Annotated in this window: 14 protein-coding genes, 4 pseudogenes and 1 other annotated feature; of the genes and pseudogenes, 8 read left to right on the top strand and 10 right to left on the bottom strand. The window is 43.3% G+C overall.

The window, feature by feature from the left end:
- Positions 1-110: 110 nt before the first annotated feature.
- From I6L24_RS11900 to I6L24_RS11890, 3 genes are read left to right on the top strand one after another with little or no spacing between them, the layout of a single operon-like run.
- On the top strand, positions 111-2810 hold the full coding sequence (locus I6L24_RS11900) for a heavy metal translocating P-type ATPase (protein WP_216986628.1): 2700 nt from the start codon (positions 111-113) through the stop codon (positions 2808-2810).
- Positions 2810-3217, top strand: coding sequence for a Cu(I)-responsive transcriptional regulator (gene cueR / locus I6L24_RS11895; RefSeq protein ID WP_026055776.1), 408 nt, complete (start codon positions 2810-2812; stop codon positions 3215-3217). Before I6L24_RS11900 ends, cueR begins: the two co-directional genes overlap by 1 nt.
- A gap of 49 nt (positions 3218-3266) precedes the next feature.
- Positions 3267-3461 carry a heavy-metal-associated domain-containing protein gene (locus I6L24_RS11890; protein ID WP_004647056.1) on the top strand — a complete coding sequence of 65 codons (195 nt, stop codon included), beginning with the start codon at positions 3267-3269 and terminating at the stop codon, positions 3459-3461.
- 93 nt (positions 3462-3554) lie between these two features.
- Here I6L24_RS11890 and I6L24_RS11885 read toward each other — a convergent pair.
- The 4 genes and pseudogenes from I6L24_RS11885 to I6L24_RS11870 form a co-directional block, all read right to left on the bottom strand.
- A pseudogene (locus I6L24_RS11885) lies at positions 3555-3911 on the bottom strand (TetR/AcrR family transcriptional regulator); the annotation flags it as partial.
- Positions 3911-4450 carry an IS630 family transposase gene (locus I6L24_RS11880; protein WP_236769088.1) on the bottom strand — a complete coding sequence of 180 codons (540 nt, stop codon included), beginning with the start codon at positions 4448-4450 and terminating at the stop codon, positions 3911-3913. The gene I6L24_RS11880 and the pseudogene I6L24_RS11885, both read right to left, overlap by 1 nt.
- Positions 4451-4466: 16 nt before the next feature.
- Positions 4467-4922 carry a helix-turn-helix domain-containing protein gene (locus I6L24_RS11875; RefSeq protein WP_004647755.1) on the bottom strand — a complete coding sequence of 152 codons (456 nt, stop codon included), beginning with the start codon at positions 4920-4922 and terminating at the stop codon, positions 4467-4469.
- A 60-nt stretch (positions 4923-4982) separates the two neighbouring features.
- Positions 4983-5240: pseudogene (locus I6L24_RS11870) on the bottom strand (TetR/AcrR family transcriptional regulator); the annotation flags it as partial.
- A 499-nt stretch (positions 5241-5739) separates the two neighbouring features.
- On the opposite strand from I6L24_RS11870, the gene I6L24_RS11865 reads away from it, so the two are divergent.
- Positions 5740-7521 (top strand): acyl-CoA dehydrogenase C-terminal domain-containing protein, encoded by a 1782-nt coding sequence (locus I6L24_RS11865; protein WP_216986061.1) that lies wholly within the window; start codon positions 5740-5742, stop codon positions 7519-7521.
- A gap of 77 nt (positions 7522-7598) precedes the next feature.
- Complete coding sequence (locus I6L24_RS11860) at positions 7599-8774, top strand: thiolase family protein (RefSeq protein WP_216986627.1); 1176 nt, start codon at positions 7599-7601, stop codon at positions 8772-8774.
- A 190-nt stretch (positions 8775-8964) separates the two neighbouring features.
- Here I6L24_RS11860 and I6L24_RS11855 read toward each other — a convergent pair whose 3' ends face one another.
- Positions 8965-10032, bottom strand: a complete 1068-nt coding sequence (locus tag I6L24_RS11855) for a zinc-binding metallopeptidase family protein (RefSeq protein ID WP_216986060.1) — start codon at positions 10030-10032, stop codon at positions 8965-8967.
- Between the two features lie 469 nt (positions 10033-10501).
- Here I6L24_RS11855 and I6L24_RS16595 point away from each other — a divergent pair, with 469 nt between their 5' ends.
- A complete protein-coding gene (locus I6L24_RS16595) occupies positions 10502-11419 on the top strand; it encodes a hypothetical protein (protein WP_228733317.1) in 918 nt (305 codons plus the stop codon).
- A 100-nt stretch (positions 11420-11519) separates the two neighbouring features.
- A pseudogene (locus I6L24_RS11845) lies at positions 11520-12047 on the top strand (EamA family transporter); the annotation flags it as partial.
- Positions 12048-12085: 38 nt separating this feature from the next.
- Here I6L24_RS11845 and I6L24_RS11840 read toward each other — a convergent pair.
- A protein-coding gene (locus I6L24_RS11840) for an IS3 family transposase (RefSeq protein WP_216986059.1) occupies positions 12086-13305 on the bottom strand; the annotation gives its coding sequence in 2 pieces (ribosomal slippage) (positions 12086-13029 and positions 13029-13305; 1221 coding nt in all).
- Positions 12914-13030: a sequence feature (AL1L pseudoknot), on the bottom strand. (Overlaps the previous gene by 117 nt.)
- A gap of 51 nt (positions 13306-13356) precedes the next feature.
- On the opposite strand from I6L24_RS11840, the pseudogene I6L24_RS11835 reads away from it, so the two are divergent.
- A pseudogene (locus tag I6L24_RS11835) lies at positions 13357-13719 on the top strand (EamA family transporter); the annotation flags it as partial.
- Positions 13720-13793: 74 nt separating this feature from the next.
- Here I6L24_RS11835 and pcaD read toward each other — a convergent pair.
- From pcaD to I6L24_RS11815, 4 genes are all read right to left on the bottom strand, one after another.
- On the bottom strand, positions 13794-14573 hold the full coding sequence (gene pcaD / locus I6L24_RS11830; protein ID WP_216986058.1) for a 3-oxoadipate enol-lactonase: 780 nt from the start codon (positions 14571-14573) through the stop codon (positions 13794-13796).
- Between the two features lie 102 nt (positions 14574-14675).
- Positions 14676-15881 carry a 3-oxoadipyl-CoA thiolase gene (gene pcaF / locus I6L24_RS11825; protein WP_216986057.1) on the bottom strand — a complete coding sequence of 402 codons (1206 nt, stop codon included), beginning with the start codon at positions 15879-15881 and terminating at the stop codon, positions 14676-14678.
- A 136-nt stretch (positions 15882-16017) separates the two neighbouring features.
- On the bottom strand, positions 16018-16674 hold the full coding sequence (locus I6L24_RS11820; RefSeq protein ID WP_216986056.1) for a 3-oxoacid CoA-transferase subunit B: 657 nt from the start codon (positions 16672-16674) through the stop codon (positions 16018-16020).
- A 19-nt stretch (positions 16675-16693) separates the two neighbouring features.
- Positions 16694-17365 (bottom strand): 3-oxoacid CoA-transferase subunit A, encoded by a 672-nt coding sequence (locus tag I6L24_RS11815; RefSeq protein ID WP_216986055.1) that lies wholly within the window; start codon positions 17363-17365, stop codon positions 16694-16696.
- Positions 17366-17377 lie beyond the last annotated feature (12 nt).

The following is a 17377-nucleotide window of genomic DNA, read 5'->3' as shown; positions in this document are numbered from 1 at the left end:
AAATCGCAGCAGGACGCTGCATTATTTTTAAAATAGTCAGATGAAAGACTTGACCTTACCATGATGGGAATGTTTAAGCTATAAGCTCAACAGTGAGTTGAAGCATGGAGATGGGCATGGCAGAACAAGATAGCAACCGCTTATATGAACAGCAGGTGCAGATTGGCGGTATGACCTGCGCCTCCTGTGTAGCTCGGGTAGAAAAAGCCTTGAAAAAAATTGAAGGCGTGGTCGAGGCATCTGTCAATCTATCGACTGAAAAAGCTTTTATTAAAAGCCAGCAGCCAATTGCTGCCGCTGCGCTGGTTCAAGCAATTGAAAAATCCGGTTTTGATGTACCGACGCAACAGTTTGATTTAAATATTGAAGGCATGACCTGTGCATCCTGTGTGGCTCGCGTAGAAAAAGCCCTAAAAAAAGTGGAAGGCGTGCTGGATGCACAAGTGAATCTGGCCACTGAAAAGGCGCATGTGAGTGCGATCAACTCTGTACCATTGTCCAAACTAACTCAGGCAGTGCAAAAAGCCGGTTTTGATATTCAGAGCAATCGGATTGAGTTGGCAATTGAAGGTATGACTTGCGCTTCATGTGTGGCACGGGTTGAAAAAGCTTTATTGAAAGTAGAAGGTGTCAGCGAAGCACAGGTCAATCTAGCCACCGAAACTGCCTGGTTGAAAGCTTCGCATGCCCAGCTTCCGGCCTTGATTGCTGCTGTGGAGAAAGCCGGTTATAAAGCCACCCTAAAATCCGGTACCGATCTCTCAGCAGAGAATCATGTTGCTTTTCAGGAAAAGAAAGCCAATGAAACGGCACAGCTGAAACGCGATTTATGGCTTGCAGTCATTCTGACAGCGCCTGTATTTATTCTGGAAATGGGCTCGCACCTGATTCCGGCGTTTCATCATTTTATTTCCCATACGCTGGGAACCCAGAACAGCTGGTATCTGCAGTTTGTGCTGACCACTTTGGTGCTGATTATTCCGGGGCGGCGTTTTTATCAGCATGGTATTCCAGCTTTATTGCGTCTGGCACCAGATATGAACTCGCTGGTGGCCGTTGGGACCATTGCCGCCTATGGCTTTTCCTGTATTGCGACCTTTTTTCCGCAGTTGTTACCCCAGTCCACCGTACATGTGTACTTTGAAGCGGCCGCCGTTATTGTCGCGCTGATTTTACTGGGGCGTTATCTGGAAGCCAAAGCCAAAGGTAAAACCTCGGAAGCGATTCAGTATCTGGTCGGCTTGCAACCGAAAACAGCTCGAGTACAACAGAATGATCACTGGATTGATCTGGCAATTGCCGATGTACAACAAGGCATGCTGATTGAAATCCGTCCGGGTGAAAAAGTCGCCGTCGATGGTGAAGTGGTTGCCGGGCAAAGTTATATTGATGAAGCGATGATTAGCGGTGAGCCTTTACCTGTGGCCAAACAGGCTGGCGATCAGGTGGTCGGCGGTACGGTAAACCAGAACGGAACCTTGCAAATCAAGGCTACTGCGGTCGGTCAGGATTCGGTACTGGCGCAGATTATTCAGATGGTGGAACAGGCACAAGGCTCAAAACTGCCAATTCAGGCCGTGGTCGATAAAGTGACTTTATGGTTTGTGCCGGCTGTTATGGCATTGGCGGCCTTGACCTTTATGGTCTGGTTCCTGTTTGGGCCTGAGCCGAATCTGACCTACGCCTTGGTAAATGCAGTCGCCGTACTGATTATTGCCTGTCCATGTGCAATGGGACTGGCGACCCCTACCTCGATTATGGTCGGAACTGGCCGTGCAGCAGAACTGGGCGTGCTATTTCGTAAGGGTGAAGCTTTACAGTTACTGCAACAAACTAAAGTTGTCGCTTTGGATAAAACTGGAACCTTAACTGAAGGAAAACCGCTGCTGACCGACTTTGAAGTTACGGCAGATTTTAATCAGCAGACTGTATTGCAGCTAGTGGCTTCGGTGGAGGCTAAATCTGAACATCCGATTGCCCACGCCATTGTTCAGGCTGCCCGTGAGCAAGAACTGGAACTGAGTGAAGTGACGGATTTTGATTCAATTACGGGTGCAGGGGTCAAAGCAAAGGTTGCTGGGCAGCAATTGCATATCGGTGCAGAACGTCTGATGCAAGACTTGGGTCTAAATGTCAATCTGTTTAGAGCCACTGCACAAAAGCTCGGTGATCAAGGCCGCAGTCCTTTATATGTGGCGATTAATCAAAAGCTGGCTGCGATTATTGCTGTCGCTGACCCGATTAAACCGACTACTTATAGCGCGATTCAGGCCTTACATGACCAAGGCCTCAAAGTGGCAATGATTACCGGGGATCACCAGCATACCGCGCAGGCCATTGCCAGACAGCTGAAAATTGATCAGGTGATTGCGCAAGTTTTGCCACATGAAAAAGTCGATGCAGTACGTCAACTCCAGCAGCAATACGGTGTGCTCACTTTTGTCGGGGACGGAATCAATGATGCTCCGGCATTGGCACAGGCCGATGTTGGCATGGCGATTGGTACCGGCACTGATGTCGCGATTGAAGCAGCCGATGTCGTATTGATGTCAGGCAATTTACAGCATGTGGCTACAGGCATCGGCTTGAGTCAGGCCACTATGCGCAATATCCGGCAGAACCTGTTCTGGGCCTTTGTCTATAATATTGCCTTAATTCCGATTGCCGCAGGTGTACTGTATCCGTTTTGGGGCATTCTGTTATCACCAATGTTTGCCGCAGGCGCGATGGCACTATCCTCTGTGTTTGTGGTTAGTAATGCCTTGAGATTAAAAGCTTATCAACCGGTGCAGTTTAAGGAGTTAGTATGATGAATATTGGTCAGGCCGCAAAACGGTCCGGCATCTCTGCAAAAATGATCCGATATTATGAAGAAATCGGCTTGTTGCCGGCTCCGAAACGCAGTGATACAGGTTATCGGATTTATAGTGATGCGGACATTAAAACATTAAGTTTTATTCAGCATGCACGTGAACTTGGATTTTCTTCAGAGCAGATGAAAGAGTTACTCGGCCTGTGGCTGAACAGCTCACGCCAGAGTAGTGAGGTCAAACAGCTGGCACAAAAACATATCCAGTTTTTACAACAGAAAATTGCCGATATGCAGCATATGCTATTAATTTTACAGCAATCGGTTGAGCAGTGTGCCGGCAATGAACAGTCTGATTGCCAGATTTTAAAACAGATTGAACAGGGTGTCGGAACTGAACAGCACTGACATGCGCTGTATTCACATCAATTTTTAAACCGATCCTATGGAGCTAAACATGAAATTCCGTATTGAAAATATGACTTGTGGTGGCTGCGCGCGCAGTGTCACGGCTACGATTAAAGATCTGGATGAAAATGCCACTGTGAATATTGATGTGGCGACTAAGCTAGTTGAAGTTGAATCGACAGTCAATGAGTCTGAGATTGTGGCAGCTTTAACCGAAGATGGTTTCCCGCCTGTGGCAGCCTGATCATTGTCGAGTTAGATTGCGAAAGTGATCTTATGCACTCATACAGCCAAATAAAAAATGCCTGATTGAATCAGGCATTTTTTATTCTAGTGATCATACCGATGAGATTTTATCTGGCGTCATCAGCGCCTGATTAATATACAGCTTAATCAAACGTTCGCGTGATCCAATCGCTTTTTGGTAATTGGTCGAATTTAATAACAGCGAAGCGCCATAGGTGACTGTCCAGATATAAGACAAATAATCGCGAATCGACATGGCACTTTCTAAAGCCACCAGATAATCATGGGTGATGTCTTTAATCCGGATAATCCGTTCTTCACGAATCCGATAAAGCTCCTGAAATAACTCTTTCAGATTTTTTTCGTTATTGGTTAAACGCTCTTCAATGACATGAAACAGGATGGTTCGGTTTGAATTGAGCATGTGATAGAGCATATAAGTTGTCATTAAAAAGTAAACATGTATTCTTTTCCGAATTGGTTTGATACTTTCTCCACCCATTGCTCTATTTTGTCAGCTGTCATGACTTGAAAATCTCGCCAATAATATTTCATCTGCTTCCATACCATCTCGATTCGATTTAACTCAGGGCTATAAGCTGGAATAAAATACAGATTCGTCGAAAAGTTAGTTTTAAGTAGCTCTCTGTAATCAGCCATCTTTTTACTTCTATGAATCGAGGCATTATCAACAATAAGAACCAATGGAAGGTTATACATCTGTTTTACTTGTTGAGCTATTCCAGTTAAATAGGCATAAAACCAAGTGCTTTTCACTGACTCTTGTAAACAGCTTGTCACCAGTTTCCCCGTTGAAAGCAAACACCCCATGACATTAACTCGTTTTAATCTTATTGCATCAACCGCATGAACATCACCTATCTTTGTCCACGCATAGCGGTTATCAGGTGTAGATGAAAATCCTGTTTCATCAACATAACCTAATATAATTTCACCACGTGCCGCTTGCTCTCGTAATTCTTCAATCTGCTGTGTTGCTTGTTCAAATGCAATCGGATCTCTTTTTTTTCAAGCTATGACGGGTACGCTTGAAGACCATACCTGAATCACGTAAAAACTTACGAATGGTTTCAACAGACACGGACACTTCGTATTCTTCATGTAGTTTGACTCGGATTTGTTCTGCATTGAGTGGACTTGTATTGACCCAATCTAGGATTTTCGCCTGATAGTCTGAGATCAATGTATTGGGTCGACCTGAGCGATGACCTTCTTTAATCGATTCAAACTCATACAATTCCCAACGTCGGCGTTGTAGCCTTATGGTTTCTGGGATACGTTCTTGTAGAGTGGCAACTTCCGCAACACTTTTACCTTCGGAAAGCCAGAGAATAGTTTGGGCACGTTGCCTTTCACGCCAATGTTTTGCATGCTTGACCAGAAAAATGAGTCGTTCTCGCTGTTCTAAACTAAGTGGTACAGAAACAATTCTAGGCATGTGTGAACATCTGTTAACTAAAAAAACCTTTTCGCATCATTAGTTATTTTTGTCAACTTATTGTGAAACATAACTTTTAATATCGTTATTATGCTTTTTTGATATTTCTAGAATTCTTTTTTCATTCAGAATAATCAGTTCTAAATATAACTGGTTCTTGCTTTTAAAATGTTTGTAGATGGTTCCTTTTGCGATGTCCAGTTCACTGGCCAGCTCACTCAGGGTAATGTCCTGATTATTATCCAGTAGCAGGCTTTCCGCCATGCTGAGGATCTTCTCTTTACGAAGAAGGAAGTTCTGCTGTCTTACAGTCGTCATCTTCTTGGTCCATACTTTTCGAAAAAGAACCTTTCAAGAATATGCAATTTTGCACGCGATGGCTATAAAACTAAGGTCGTGATATTTATCTCATTTTGTATATTTATGCAGCAACTGCTGACAAATAAAAATAGCGATGCTGAGCAGCCAGAAATATTGTCAAGAAAACTGAACCCTAGAGATCAACTTTGCTAAATAAAATTCCATTTTCAGTATAATTATTTTATTGTTTCAGCGCACGAAGCTAAATCCTTCGACTGTTTTAAGCTCATATTTATCAGGGTTTAGTACGGAAAGTAGATCAATATTAAGCTGGCATATTCAGTCACTCATACTGAACATGAAGACGTGATTTTTAAGGCAACTTTATGAATCTAGATATAGATTTAATACTGCAAGAATTGGATATCACAATTTTAAAATGGCTTGTTTGTATTCTAATGAAAATTAGAAAATATTTAGCAACAGGATTGAGTATCACCCTTTAAGGAATTTAAAAATGCCGATTTATAATGCGCCGCTAAAAGACATGGAATTTATTTTAAATGATGTATTCCAAGCGGAACAATTTTGGCAAGGTAATGAAAATCTTGCACATTTAGATATGGCGACGGCAAATGCAATTCTGGAAGAGATGGCCAAATTTTCCAAGAATGTTATTCTTGACCTGAATCGTCCTGCTGATGAAGAAGGTGGTGCTCAGTTTAAAAACGGTGAGGTGACTACGCCGGCTGGTTTCAAGGAAGCCTTTAAACAGTTTGCCGAAGGTGGCTGGGTAGGCTTGGGTGCTCCTGAAGAATGGGGCGGACAAAACATGCCGAAGATGCTCACGGTTCTGGCGGATGAAATGATCTGGAGCACCAATCCATCTTTTATGCTTTATCCACTACTCACTGTGGGTGCAGGTATGGCCATCAATGACCGCGCCTCACAGGAACAGAAAGAAACTTATTTACCAAAATTCTATACGGGTGAATGGTCGGGCACCATGTGTCTGACTGAACCACATTCCGGCACAGATCTTGGCATTATCAAGACCAAAGCTGAACCGAATGAAGATGGTTCGTACAATATTACCGGTACCAAAATTTTTATTACCAGCGGTGAGCATGATCTGAGTGAAAATATCATTCATCTGGTGCTGGCAAAAACTCCGAATGCACCAGCAGGTTCACGTGGTATTTCATTATTTATTGTGCCGAAATTCCTGATCAATGCCGATGGTTCACTGGGTGAGCGTAATACAGTAGCTGCCGGTTCGATCGAACATAAAATGGGAATTAAAGGCTCGGCGACCTGTGTCATGAACTTTGACGGCGCCAAGGGCTATATGGTTGGTAATGAAAATGAAGGTCTGGCCGGCATGTTCGTGATGATGAACTACGAACGTTTATCTATGGGGATTCAGGGCATCGGTGCAACAGAATTTTCCTACCAGAATGCAGCACAATATGCGACGGATCGTTTACAGGGCCGTGCATCAACTGGTGCAAAATCTCCAGAAAAATCAGCCGATTCGATTCTGGTGCATGGCGATGTACGCCGTATGCTGCTCAATGTACGAGCCAACAATGAAGCTTCGCGTGCGTTTGCAGTGTATGTGGGTCAACAACTGGATATTACCAAATACTCAACCAACCCTGAAGCCGTGCGTAAAGCGACTGACCGTGTGGCCTTGTTGACGCCAATCGCCAAAGCTTACTTAACCGACAAGGCACTGGATTCTGCACTGGAAGCACAAATGTGCTTCGGTGGTCATGGCTATATCCGTGAATGGGGCATGGAACAGTGTATTCGTGACCTGCGTATTTCACAGATTTATGAAGGCACCAATGGCGTGCAGGCGATTGACCTGATTGGGCGTAAAACCACCAAATGTAATGGTTCTTATATCGCGGAATATATTGCTGAAATCCGTGAATTTGCACAAAGTCTAGATGATTCATTGACGATTAAAACGGTGACATTAGAGACCTGTCAGCAACTCGAAGACATCACCAGATTCATCGTCGAGCAGTCTAAGCTGAACCCTGATTTTGCTAATTCGATTGCTGTCGATTATTTACATGCGGTTGGGCTGTTCAGCTTTGTCTATATGTATGCGCGGATTAGCAAAGCCGCCGCAGCCAAAGACGATAGTTACTTCCAGAACAAACTGGTACTGGCCAACTACTATGTTGCCAAAGTACTTCCGGATTTGAGTGCACGAATCCAGCGTATTCAGGCCGGTGCGGAACTGGTCATGCAGTTGCCTGAAGACTATTTTACCGCACAGGCTTAACCCGCAATGATTGCGAAGGACCAGCCCTACAGCGCTTTGGCTATGTAGAGTTGATAACAATGATGAAAAAGGATGAAATTAAAATGATCGTAATTGTAGATGCAGTACGTACCGCGATGGGCGGTTTTCAAGGTTCATTGTCAAGCTGTACCGCGCCAGATTTGGGTGCTGTGGCAATTAAAGAAGTGGTGGCACGTGCAGGATTGGCGGCCAATGATATTGATGAAGTGATCATGGGCTGCGTACTGCCAGCCGGTTTAAAACAGGGTCCGGCACGTCAGGCCATGCGTCAGGCAGGTCTACCGGATTCAACTGGTGCGACCACCATCAATAAAATTTGTGGTTCAGGCATGAAAGCCGTGATGCAGGCAGCAGATGCGATCAAGGCCGGTTCAGCAGAGATTGTGGTTGCAGGCGGGATGGAGTCGATGTCAAACGCACCCTATTTAATGGACAAGGCACGTGCCGGTTTCCGCATGGGACATGGCAAAGTCATTGATCACATGTTCCAGGAAGGTCTGGAAGATGCTGAAACAGGTCTGTCGATGGGAATTTTGGCTCAGGAAATGGCGGATAAAAAAGGCTATACGCGTGAGCAGCAGGATGACTATGCGATTGGCTCATTAAATAAAGCCGTGACCGCCGTCCAGCAAGGCTTCTTTAAAGATGAAATCGTGCCGGTCACTGTCAGCAGCCGTAAAGGTGATGTGATAGTAGAGCAGGATGAACAGCCTTTAAATGCCAAAGCAGACAAAATTCCAACTCTGCGTCCAGCGTTCAAAAAAGACGGAACCATTACTGCGGCAAATGCCAGTTCAATTTCGGATGGTGCTTCAGCACTGGTGATCACCTCGAGCGAAATTGCTGCACAGCGTAATTTAAAACCGCTAGCTAATATTCTGGCCTATGCCAGCCATTCACAGCATCCTTCAGAATTTACCATTGCACCAGTTGGTGCGATTGAAAAAGTCCTGAAAAAAACGGGTTGGGATGCTCAGGATGTCGATCTTTGGGAAATCAACGAAGCGTTCGCCATGGTGACTATGTTAGCCATTGATGGTTTTAAACTTGATCCAGCAAAAGTAAACATTAATGGCGGTGCTTGTGCACTTGGTCATCCATTGGGTTCTTCTGGTTCCCGTATTATTGTGACCTTGATTCATGCCTTAAAACGTACTGGCGGTAAGAAAGGTATTGCATCCTTATGTATCGGTGGTGGGGAAGCGACTGCGATTGCTGTGGAACTGGTTTAAGCCCATCCTAAATCGTATATTCAGTTAGCGAACTAAATACTGATTCATTCAAAAGTTGCTGCTCTTGGTTCGCCAGGAGCAGGGATTCTTTAAATCATATTAATTTTTAAAATACACAATAAAATCCATATTTTCAGACTTTGCTGATCCCATTCCATCACTGGTTTTACTATAAAAATTACTTTTTAAATTATTTAAAAACTTTTTCCAGCACATGCCGGTGAATAAATCGTAACTTGTCTTTAACCGCTTCGCTCAGCTTGAACGGGTAGGCATCTTCCAGGCCCATACAACGGTTTAAGGCATTCAGATTAAAGGTCAAGGTAACCCAGTTTTCCAGAATATGTTCAAAATCCTGTCCACCAATCGGGCATTCTTTAAAATCCATGCTGGCCAGATAGCTGCCATTTCCTTCAACACGCATACCACCATAGTAGGCAGTTTCCAGTGTTTCCATCATATGCAGATAGTGCGCCCAGGTTTCTGCCCAGTCTTCCCAGGGATGGGCGGTAGCATAAGCACTGATGTACTTTTCCTGCCAGTTGATTGGCGCGCCTTCATTATAATGGCGTTCAAGTGCCTTGCCATAATCCTGCCGCTCATCGCCAAAATACTGACGGAATTCATCTAGCAATTCCGGATGCATATGTTGCATGAGCGCAAAATAATAATGGCCACTTTCATGACGAAAATGACCCAATAAAGTCCGGTAGTTTTCACCCATATTTACACGTGTAGTTTCACGATAAACAACATCAGCTTCAATTGCATTTAGGGTAATGACACCATTAGCATGACCAATTAAAACAGGCTTATCTTCTTGGGGCAGGAGAAAATCAAATCGCAGACCAAATGGATCATCTTCAGACTTTTTAGGGCGTGGCATCATGTTCATGCGCTGGGCCAAATACAGGAAACGGCGTTTGGCTTCTTCCAGTCGAAACCAGTAAATCAGGTTCTCGGGATTTTCCAGATCAGGAATGACATGGGTAAGCTGACAGGATTCACAAAATTCCTCGTCTTCATCGCTGGGGATCATCCAGTTGCATACCTGATAATTTACATAATTTTGACAGGGTTTATAACTGGCATGTTGGTAGTTTTTGGCGATTGGCACCCATCGCTCAGCACTCTGTTTTTCGAATGCGCATAGCTCTTTTTCCGAAGCGATATAACCGATCGGTGACAGACAGTGATCACAAACTGATTTGTAAAAAAACAGCTGTTGCTTGCAGACGGCACATTCAAAATGTTTCATTAAACTCCCTGTAGGGAAGCGAACGACCTAAAATGTTTATCGATGATGAACACGAAAAAAGGTTCAGAATGCCTACCTAAATTTCTTCCTGATAAAGAAACATCATAAAAATTTCATTGAAAATTCTATATGGATGAATTGTAAAAAAGGTGTGAATGAATATCCCATCAAAGATAGTTTAATGATTATTGATATTGCTTTAGTTTTTGATTTATAAGAAAATTACCATTATTTAATTATAAAAATTGGTTTAGTATGGCTTTTTCATTTCTTAGTAATTCATTTAGCAATGTTATCATTCAATTAAAAAAAATATATTTCTGAAATTAAAGAAAGGACAGATATTGATGAGTGGGAAAAGGAGTTACTAAAAAATTTAGATCCTATAGATCTTTATGATAATGAAAGGCTAAATGAGTTTGAAGAACACTGTATAGAGATCAAAAAAAGAAATGATTTAAGTTTAAAGTTGGTATTTGATAATGAGTATGGGGAATTAGGGCATCATTTTGAATATTCGGATCGAATAAAGCTAGAGTATATAAATTTATTAATCTATGCATATTATAAAGAAGTAATGTTTAGGAAAGATTATAGATACTCTTTTCAAAAATCCTTTTTTGATTTTATTGAAAATAATGCAAATAAATTCAGTCCTGAAGTAAATTATATTTTTTTTATAGATAAATTGCCATTTAAACTGTTAAGTAAAGTTTATTCTAATCCAAATTTTCAAAAAATAATTGAAACTTTAACACCTGATCATTTTTCAAAATATATTGAATATTTAGAGTCTAATCACAGAAATATAGAAAAAATTGATGCTTGGACTAGTACATTTGAATCTAAAAAAAGTGAAGTATCAGAATTAGAAAAGCGTCTTGAAAAAAATAAACAAACTTATGATTTCGTTTTGCTCAATAAAGGTTTTAAAGAGTTTTATGATCAGAAAAAAATAGAGTTAGATAATGCAAAAGGTACTTATAGCTTTGTTGCAGCAACAATGTTTTCTATACCTTTTGTGGAATTAGGTGCATTAATTGGAGCATTTTTCTATTTTGATGGAAAGCTACCTACTGGTATGTGGTTTATTTCTATTCCCTTCATTACTTTAATTTTAATTACGTTATATCTTTTAAAAATTTCTTTACAAGACAAAAGAGCAGTCCAATCTCAAATGATGCAGCTAGAACTTCGCATGGCACTGTGTCAGTTCATCCATAACTATGCTGAAGATTCAGAAAAACTGCATAAGAAAAATGCAGCAGGCTTTGAGAAATTTGAAAATATTATCTTTTCACCGCTAGTTTCATCTGATGACAAGATTCCAACCACCTTTGATGGAATGGAGCAACTTGCCAAATTAGTGAGTGAATTTAGAAAGTAAGCCAAACTTTCTGCTATCGGCGAGTATCCTATTTTTAATTAGTCAGCGCTTTTACTAAGGCATAGAATTAATTTACTTTTGAGGTAATAGCGATCAGTAGATGGCATTCAGCTGGATTTTCTTCACTTTAATGGCTGCATTTATGCAGGCTTGGCGTAACGCCTTTCAAAAACAGCTTAGTACCACGGTGGATGTGTGGGGAGTCACCCTGGCACGCTTTATTTTTGGCTTGCCATTTGCTGTGCTGTACCTGAGCAGCCTGTATTATTTCAAGCCGGTTGAAAGTGTGGCTCACTTCACCCCAAAGTTTTGGATCTATGTAGTAATTGCGGGTTGCAGTCAGATTTTAGCTACGGCACTGATGGTGCAACTGTTCAAGCAAAAAAATTATGCCGTTGGAGTGGGGTTGGCGAAAAGCGAAGCCATTTTAGCCGCCATTATCGGCGTGACCTTTTTAGCGGATCATTTGTCATTTTTGGCCTGGATTGGTGTGGCACTAGGCGGATATGCGGTATTTTTATTGAGTAAAGACCAACAGGTCAGTGGGTTTTCAGCCAGAACACTGGCTATTGGCATCGGAAGCGGTTTAAGTTTTGCCATTACCTCACTACTGGTACGCGAAGCCAGTGAACCGTACCGGGTTTGTCGGAGACATTTTTATTTAAGTTAGGCCACCTGACCTAACGGGTTAATCTTATCATAGTACATTGCTTCAAATTCAAAAGGTGATACATAACCGAGTGCACTGTGTACACGCTTTTTATTGAACCAATCCACCCAATTTAATGTGGCAAGTTGTACATCAGCTAAGCCTTGCCAATCTGCTTTTAAATATTCAATCACCTCAGTTTTGTATAAACCATTCACCGTTTCAGCCAAAGCATTATCGTATGAATCACCCGTCGTACCGACTGATGCTCGTAAATTTGCTGCCTGTAAACGATTGGTATAGCGAATGGAAAGATATTGAACCCCTCTGTCAGAATGATGAATCACATTCTTAGGCATACCTCGATCAAGCAATGCTTGCTCCAATGCATCGAGCACCATATCTGTATTCATGCGTGTCGATACCTTCCATCCAACAATTGCTCGTGAGAACACATCAATAATAAAGGCGGTATAGACCCAGCCTGAATTTGTTTGAATATACGTAAAGTCACTCACCCACAGTTGGTCAGGATGATCAGCAGTAAAATTACGTTTCACTAAATCATCTGCTCTTTTTTGATCATCTCGGCTACGGGTGGTTTGTTTGTTCTTACCTCGCCAAACACCTTGTATACCTAGCTTCTGCATCAATCGAGCAACTGTACAACGTGCGATAACATAACCTTCACGTTTCAATTGTTGCCAGACCTTACGCACACCATATCGACCTGAACTTTCTTTCCAAATTCGTTGAATTTGTTCAGCATGATGCTCATCATGTAGATCTCGTTTCGCTCGATGTTCTGGATTGTCAGCGAGATCTAAAGTTCGGTAATAGGTTGAAGCTGCGATCGGTAAAATCCTACAAATCGCATCAACACCATATAAGTCTTTATTGTTATGGATGAAATCCACCATTATTTGTGTGGGCGGTCGAGCTCCGCCTGGGCGAAAAAAGCGGCTGCTTTACGTAGAATTTCATTGGCACGCTTTAATTCTTTAATTTCACGTTCCATTTGCTTCATTTTTTCTTGATCAGATATCTGTTGTACTTTAATAGGATTTAGCTGATCTAAATGCTTTTGATGCCAGGCACGAAGTGTTTCAGGAGTACAACCAATCTTAGGCGCAATTGCTGTGATTGCAGCCCAAGTAGAAGGATAATCTTTTTCAGATTCAATCAATAATTGAACCGCTCTTTCTCTGATTTCAGGGGTATATTTTAATTTTGTCATCGGGATAGTCTCTCAGAATATTGACTCTCCGACAAACCCGGTACGGTTCACAGTTTAGAATTAACCACTTTACCAACCTTGCATCATGCGGCCTGGGTGTTGTTAATGGTGATCAGTTTTCAGTGCCTGAGTATGCTGCTTTATCTAAGCCTATTCAGCCGCCAGACTTTAGTGGCCATGTGGCAGCGTCTGGGCTTAACTTTTAAAGTGAGTGTGTGCAGTTTTATGGCATCACTAGGCTGGTTTACTGCCATGAGCATGATGAGTGTGCCGGTCGTGAAAACCTTAGGACAAATTGAGATTCTGTTTAGTATGCTGATTTCGGCATATTTCTTTAAAGAAAAACTGGCACGTACCGAGCATTGGGGTCTGGGCTTAGTAGTGATTGCAGCGATTTTAGTGATCTGGGCCTGATGTAGAACCAGTTTTTTAAATCTAAGCATAAAAAAGCCACTGATCAACAGTGGCTTTTTCTTTGCCTCTAGTATTTAAGCTGCAATAAATTTCTGAACTGCCTGATTAAAGGCTTCTGGTTGCTCCACATTGGAAATGTGCGAGGCATTGATTTCAAACAGCTGGCTTTGTGAAATTTCAGCTTGCATGGCTTGACCATCTGCAACTGTCGTCACCGGGTCTTGCTGACCGGCCACAATCAGTACCGGCACTGATATCGTTTTGATCTGTTCACGTAAATCCGCCTTAGCCAAAGCTTCGCAACAACTTGCATAACCTTCCGGGCTGCCAGCTCCAAGGTCGTTTGAAAGTTCTGCAACTATCGCTGCGTTGCTCTGGATAAAGGGATCGGTAAACCAACGTGCTGCTGCCGTCGATGCAATCGGCGCCAGACCTTGTTCACGTACCAGTGCGGCACGTTCCAGCCAGGCCTGTTCCTGACCGATCTTGGCAGCAGTATTGCAGATAATCACGTGGCTAAAACGTTCGGGCTTGTTGATTGCTAACCATTGACCGGTTAAACCACCCATTGAAATACCACAGAATGCAGCTTTTTCAATTTTTAAATGATCAAGTAAGTTTACAACATCCTGACCTAACTGTTCCAAGCTATACGGACCTTGCGGTGCAGAGGAAGCCCCATGACCACGGGTGTCATAACAGATCACAAAATAGTCCTGTTGGAAAAATTCAATTTGTGGTTGCCACATGCTGAATTTGGTGCCCAGTGAATTAGAAAAAACCAGGGCAGGTTTGCTGGCATCACCAAAGGTCTGGTAATTGATCTGGGCATCGTTGGATGTAAATGTTGGCATTTTTTTAGAATCCTTAATCTTATAAATCCCCCTAAATCCCCCTGAGCAAGGCTTAAGCATTGCTTTAAGCTGAAGCGCAAGAAGGGGGACTTTGAATGAGGATTAAACGCGTTCAATAATCAAAGCGATGCCTTGACCGACACCAATACACATTGAACATAGAGCGTATTGACCACCAGTCTGTTCCAGTTGGTTCAGTGCTGTAGTTACAAGACGCGCGCCAGATGCACCCAGTGGATGACCTAAGGCAATCGCACCGCCATTTGGATTGACTTTCTCTGAACCGTCTTCGATACCCAAGTCACGCGTACAAGCCAAAGCTTGTGCTGCAAAGGCTTCATTCAGCTCAATGACATCCATCTGGTCCAGTGTCAAACCGGTCTGGGCCAGCAGTTTTTTAATGGCAGGCGCCGGACCAAAGCCCATAATGCGTGGCTCTACACCGACAACCGTTGAACCAATAATTTTGGCACGTGGTTTTAAGCCGTGTTGAGCAACCGCTTCATCAGATGCGATTAAAAGAGCAGCCGCACCATCGTTAATACCAGATGCATTACCCGCCGTTACTGTACCGTCTGCTTTAACCACTGGTTTCAGTTTCGCCAATGCTTCTGCGGTAGTCGAAGCACGTGGATGTTCATCGGTATCGACAACCACCGCATCGCCTTTACGCTGCGGAATCACCACAGGCACGATTTCATTCTTAAAGAAACCATTGGCCTGCGCTGCTGCGGTACGTTGCTGGCTGGTCAGGGCAAACTTGTCCTGATCTTCACGGTTAATATTGAACTGTTCCGCCAGATTTTCAGCCGTTTGCGGCATGGTTTCTACGCCATACATTTCTTTTAGTTTCGGATTGATAAAACGCCAGCCCATGGTGGTGTCTTCAATCTTCTGGCTACGGCCATACGCCGTTTCTGACTTGCCCATCACGAATGGGGCACGCGACATGCTTTCTACACCACCGGCAATAATCAGATTAGCTTCACCGGCTTTAATCGCCCGTGCTGCCATTGCGATTGCATCCATCGATGAACCACACAGGCGGTTCACGGTCGTTGCCGGCACCTGATAAGGCACACCTGCAAGCAGGGATGACATGCGACCGACGTTACGGTTATCTTCACCCGCCTGGTTGGCACAGCCATAGATCACGTCATCGACCTGTTCCCAGTTTACCGATGGATTGCGTTCCATCAAGGCTTTGATTGGTACAGCACCTAAATCATCTGCACGGACAGGCGCGAGGCCACCGGCATAACGGCCGAATGGAGTACGGATGGCATCGATAATATATGCGTTTTTCATTGTGTATTTGCTCACATATTTAAAAGAAGAAAACTCCTCCCTTTTTAAAGGGAGGTTGGGAGGGATTTAATGAAGTAATTTTATTCTTCAAAAAATCCTCCCTAAATCCCTCCTTTAATAAAGGAGGGACTTCCCCTTAAGTTGATTGAGTCGCATCAATCAGTTTGGCACCGGTCATAGACTGCAATTCTTCAAATGAAAGACCTTCAACCTTCTCAATAACTTTCATGCCTTCAGACGTGACATCAATCACACAAAGGTCGGTATAGATACGATCGACACATTTCAGGCCTGTAGCTGGATAGGAAAGCTCAGCCACAATTTTTGGCTCGCCTTTTTTGGTCACGTGATCTGTGGTGATAAAGACTTTTTTCGCACCCACAGCCAGATCCATTGCACCGCCGACTGCAGGAATTGCATCAGGAGCACCAGTATGCCAATTCGCCAGATCACCATTTTCAGCGACCTGGAAAGCACCCAGTACGGCGATGTCTAAGTGACCGCCACGCATCATTGCGAAAGAATCGCCGTGATGGAAGAAAGAACCGCCTTCAAGTAAAGTTACGAATTCTTTGCCGGCATTGATCAGCTCAGGGTCTTCTTCGCCTTTGGCAGGTGGCGGACCGAAAGCCAGCAGGCCATTTTCAGAATGCAGAAAGACATCTTTATCGCTTGGCAGGTAGCTGGAAATTTTGGTTGGCAGGCCGATACCCAGGTTCACATAAGCACCATCAGGAATATCTTGTGCCACACGTTCAGCGATCTGGTCACGGGTCAGTTTGCTATAGCTCATTATTTATCTCCGATGCCAATTATTGTGCAGGTTTAACTTGAACAACGTGTTGAACAAAAATTCCCGGAGTGATGATGTGCTCTGGATCCAGTGCACCCAGTTCAACCACTTCAGAAACTTGAGCAATGGTCACATCTGCTGCCATTGCCATGATTGGGCCGAAGTTACGTGCAGATTTACGGTACACTAGATTGCCCCAACGGTCGCCCTGATGGGCCTTAATTAAAGCAAAGTCAGCTTTAATTGGATTTTCTAAAACGTAGTCTTTACCTTCATAGTTCATGGTCGGTTTGCCTTCAGCCAGCAAAGTACCAAAACCGGTAGGGGTATAGATTGGACCTAAGCCCATACCAGCCGCCTGAATACGGCAAGCCAGATTACCTTGCGGCACCAGTTCCAGTTCGATCTTGCCTGCACGATAGAGTTCGTCAAATACCCAGGAATCAGATTGGCGTGGGAAAGAACAAATAATCTTGCGAACAGCACCAGCTTTAAGCAGTTTCGCCAGACCATAATCGCCATTACCAGCATTGTTGTTGACAATAATCAGGTCTTTAATACCCAATTCGATCAGACCATCAATCAGTTCAGCAGGCTGACCCGCTGTACCGAAACCACCGATCATAATGGTAGAACCGTCCTTGATCTGGGAGAGTGCTTCTTTCAATGATAATGAACTTTTATCTATCATAATCTGGTCCTT

This window comes from Acinetobacter lwoffii (genome assembly GCF_019048525.1).
Taxonomy (GTDB): Bacteria; Pseudomonadota; Gammaproteobacteria; order Pseudomonadales; family Moraxellaceae; genus Acinetobacter; species Acinetobacter lwoffii_K.
The sequence above is the reverse complement of the archived record's forward strand: the minus strand, read 5'-3'. Positions and strand labels throughout refer to the sequence as shown.

Coding starts and splice junctions, on each gene's coding strand:
- I6L24_RS11875 (WP_004647755.1), bottom strand. CDS start 4,922: ATGCCTAGAATTGTTTCTGTACCACTTAGTTTAGAACAGCGAGAACGA.
- pcaF (WP_216986057.1), bottom strand. CDS start 15,881: ATGAAAAACGCATATATTATCGATGCCATCCGTACTCCATTCGGCCGT.
- pcaD (WP_216986058.1), bottom strand. CDS start 14,573: ATGCCAACATTTACATCCAACGATGCCCAGATCAATTACCAGACCTTT.
- I6L24_RS11820 (WP_216986056.1), bottom strand. CDS start 16,674: ATGAGCTATAGCAAACTGACCCGTGACCAGATCGCTGAACGTGTGGCA.
- I6L24_RS11865 (WP_216986061.1), top strand. CDS start 5,740: ATGCCGATTTATAATGCGCCGCTAAAAGACATGGAATTTATTTTAAAT.
- I6L24_RS11855 (WP_216986060.1), bottom strand. CDS start 10,032: ATGAAACATTTTGAATGTGCCGTCTGCAAGCAACAGCTGTTTTTTTAC.
- I6L24_RS11900 (WP_216986628.1), top strand. CDS start 111: ATGGGCATGGCAGAACAAGATAGCAACCGCTTATATGAACAGCAGGTG.
- I6L24_RS11890 (WP_004647056.1), top strand. CDS start 3,267: ATGAAATTCCGTATTGAAAATATGACTTGTGGTGGCTGCGCGCGCAGT.
- cueR (WP_026055776.1), top strand. CDS start 2,810: ATGAATATTGGTCAGGCCGCAAAACGGTCCGGCATCTCTGCAAAAATG.
- I6L24_RS11815 (WP_216986055.1), bottom strand. CDS start 17,365: ATGATAGATAAAAGTTCATTATCATTGAAAGAAGCACTCTCCCAGATC.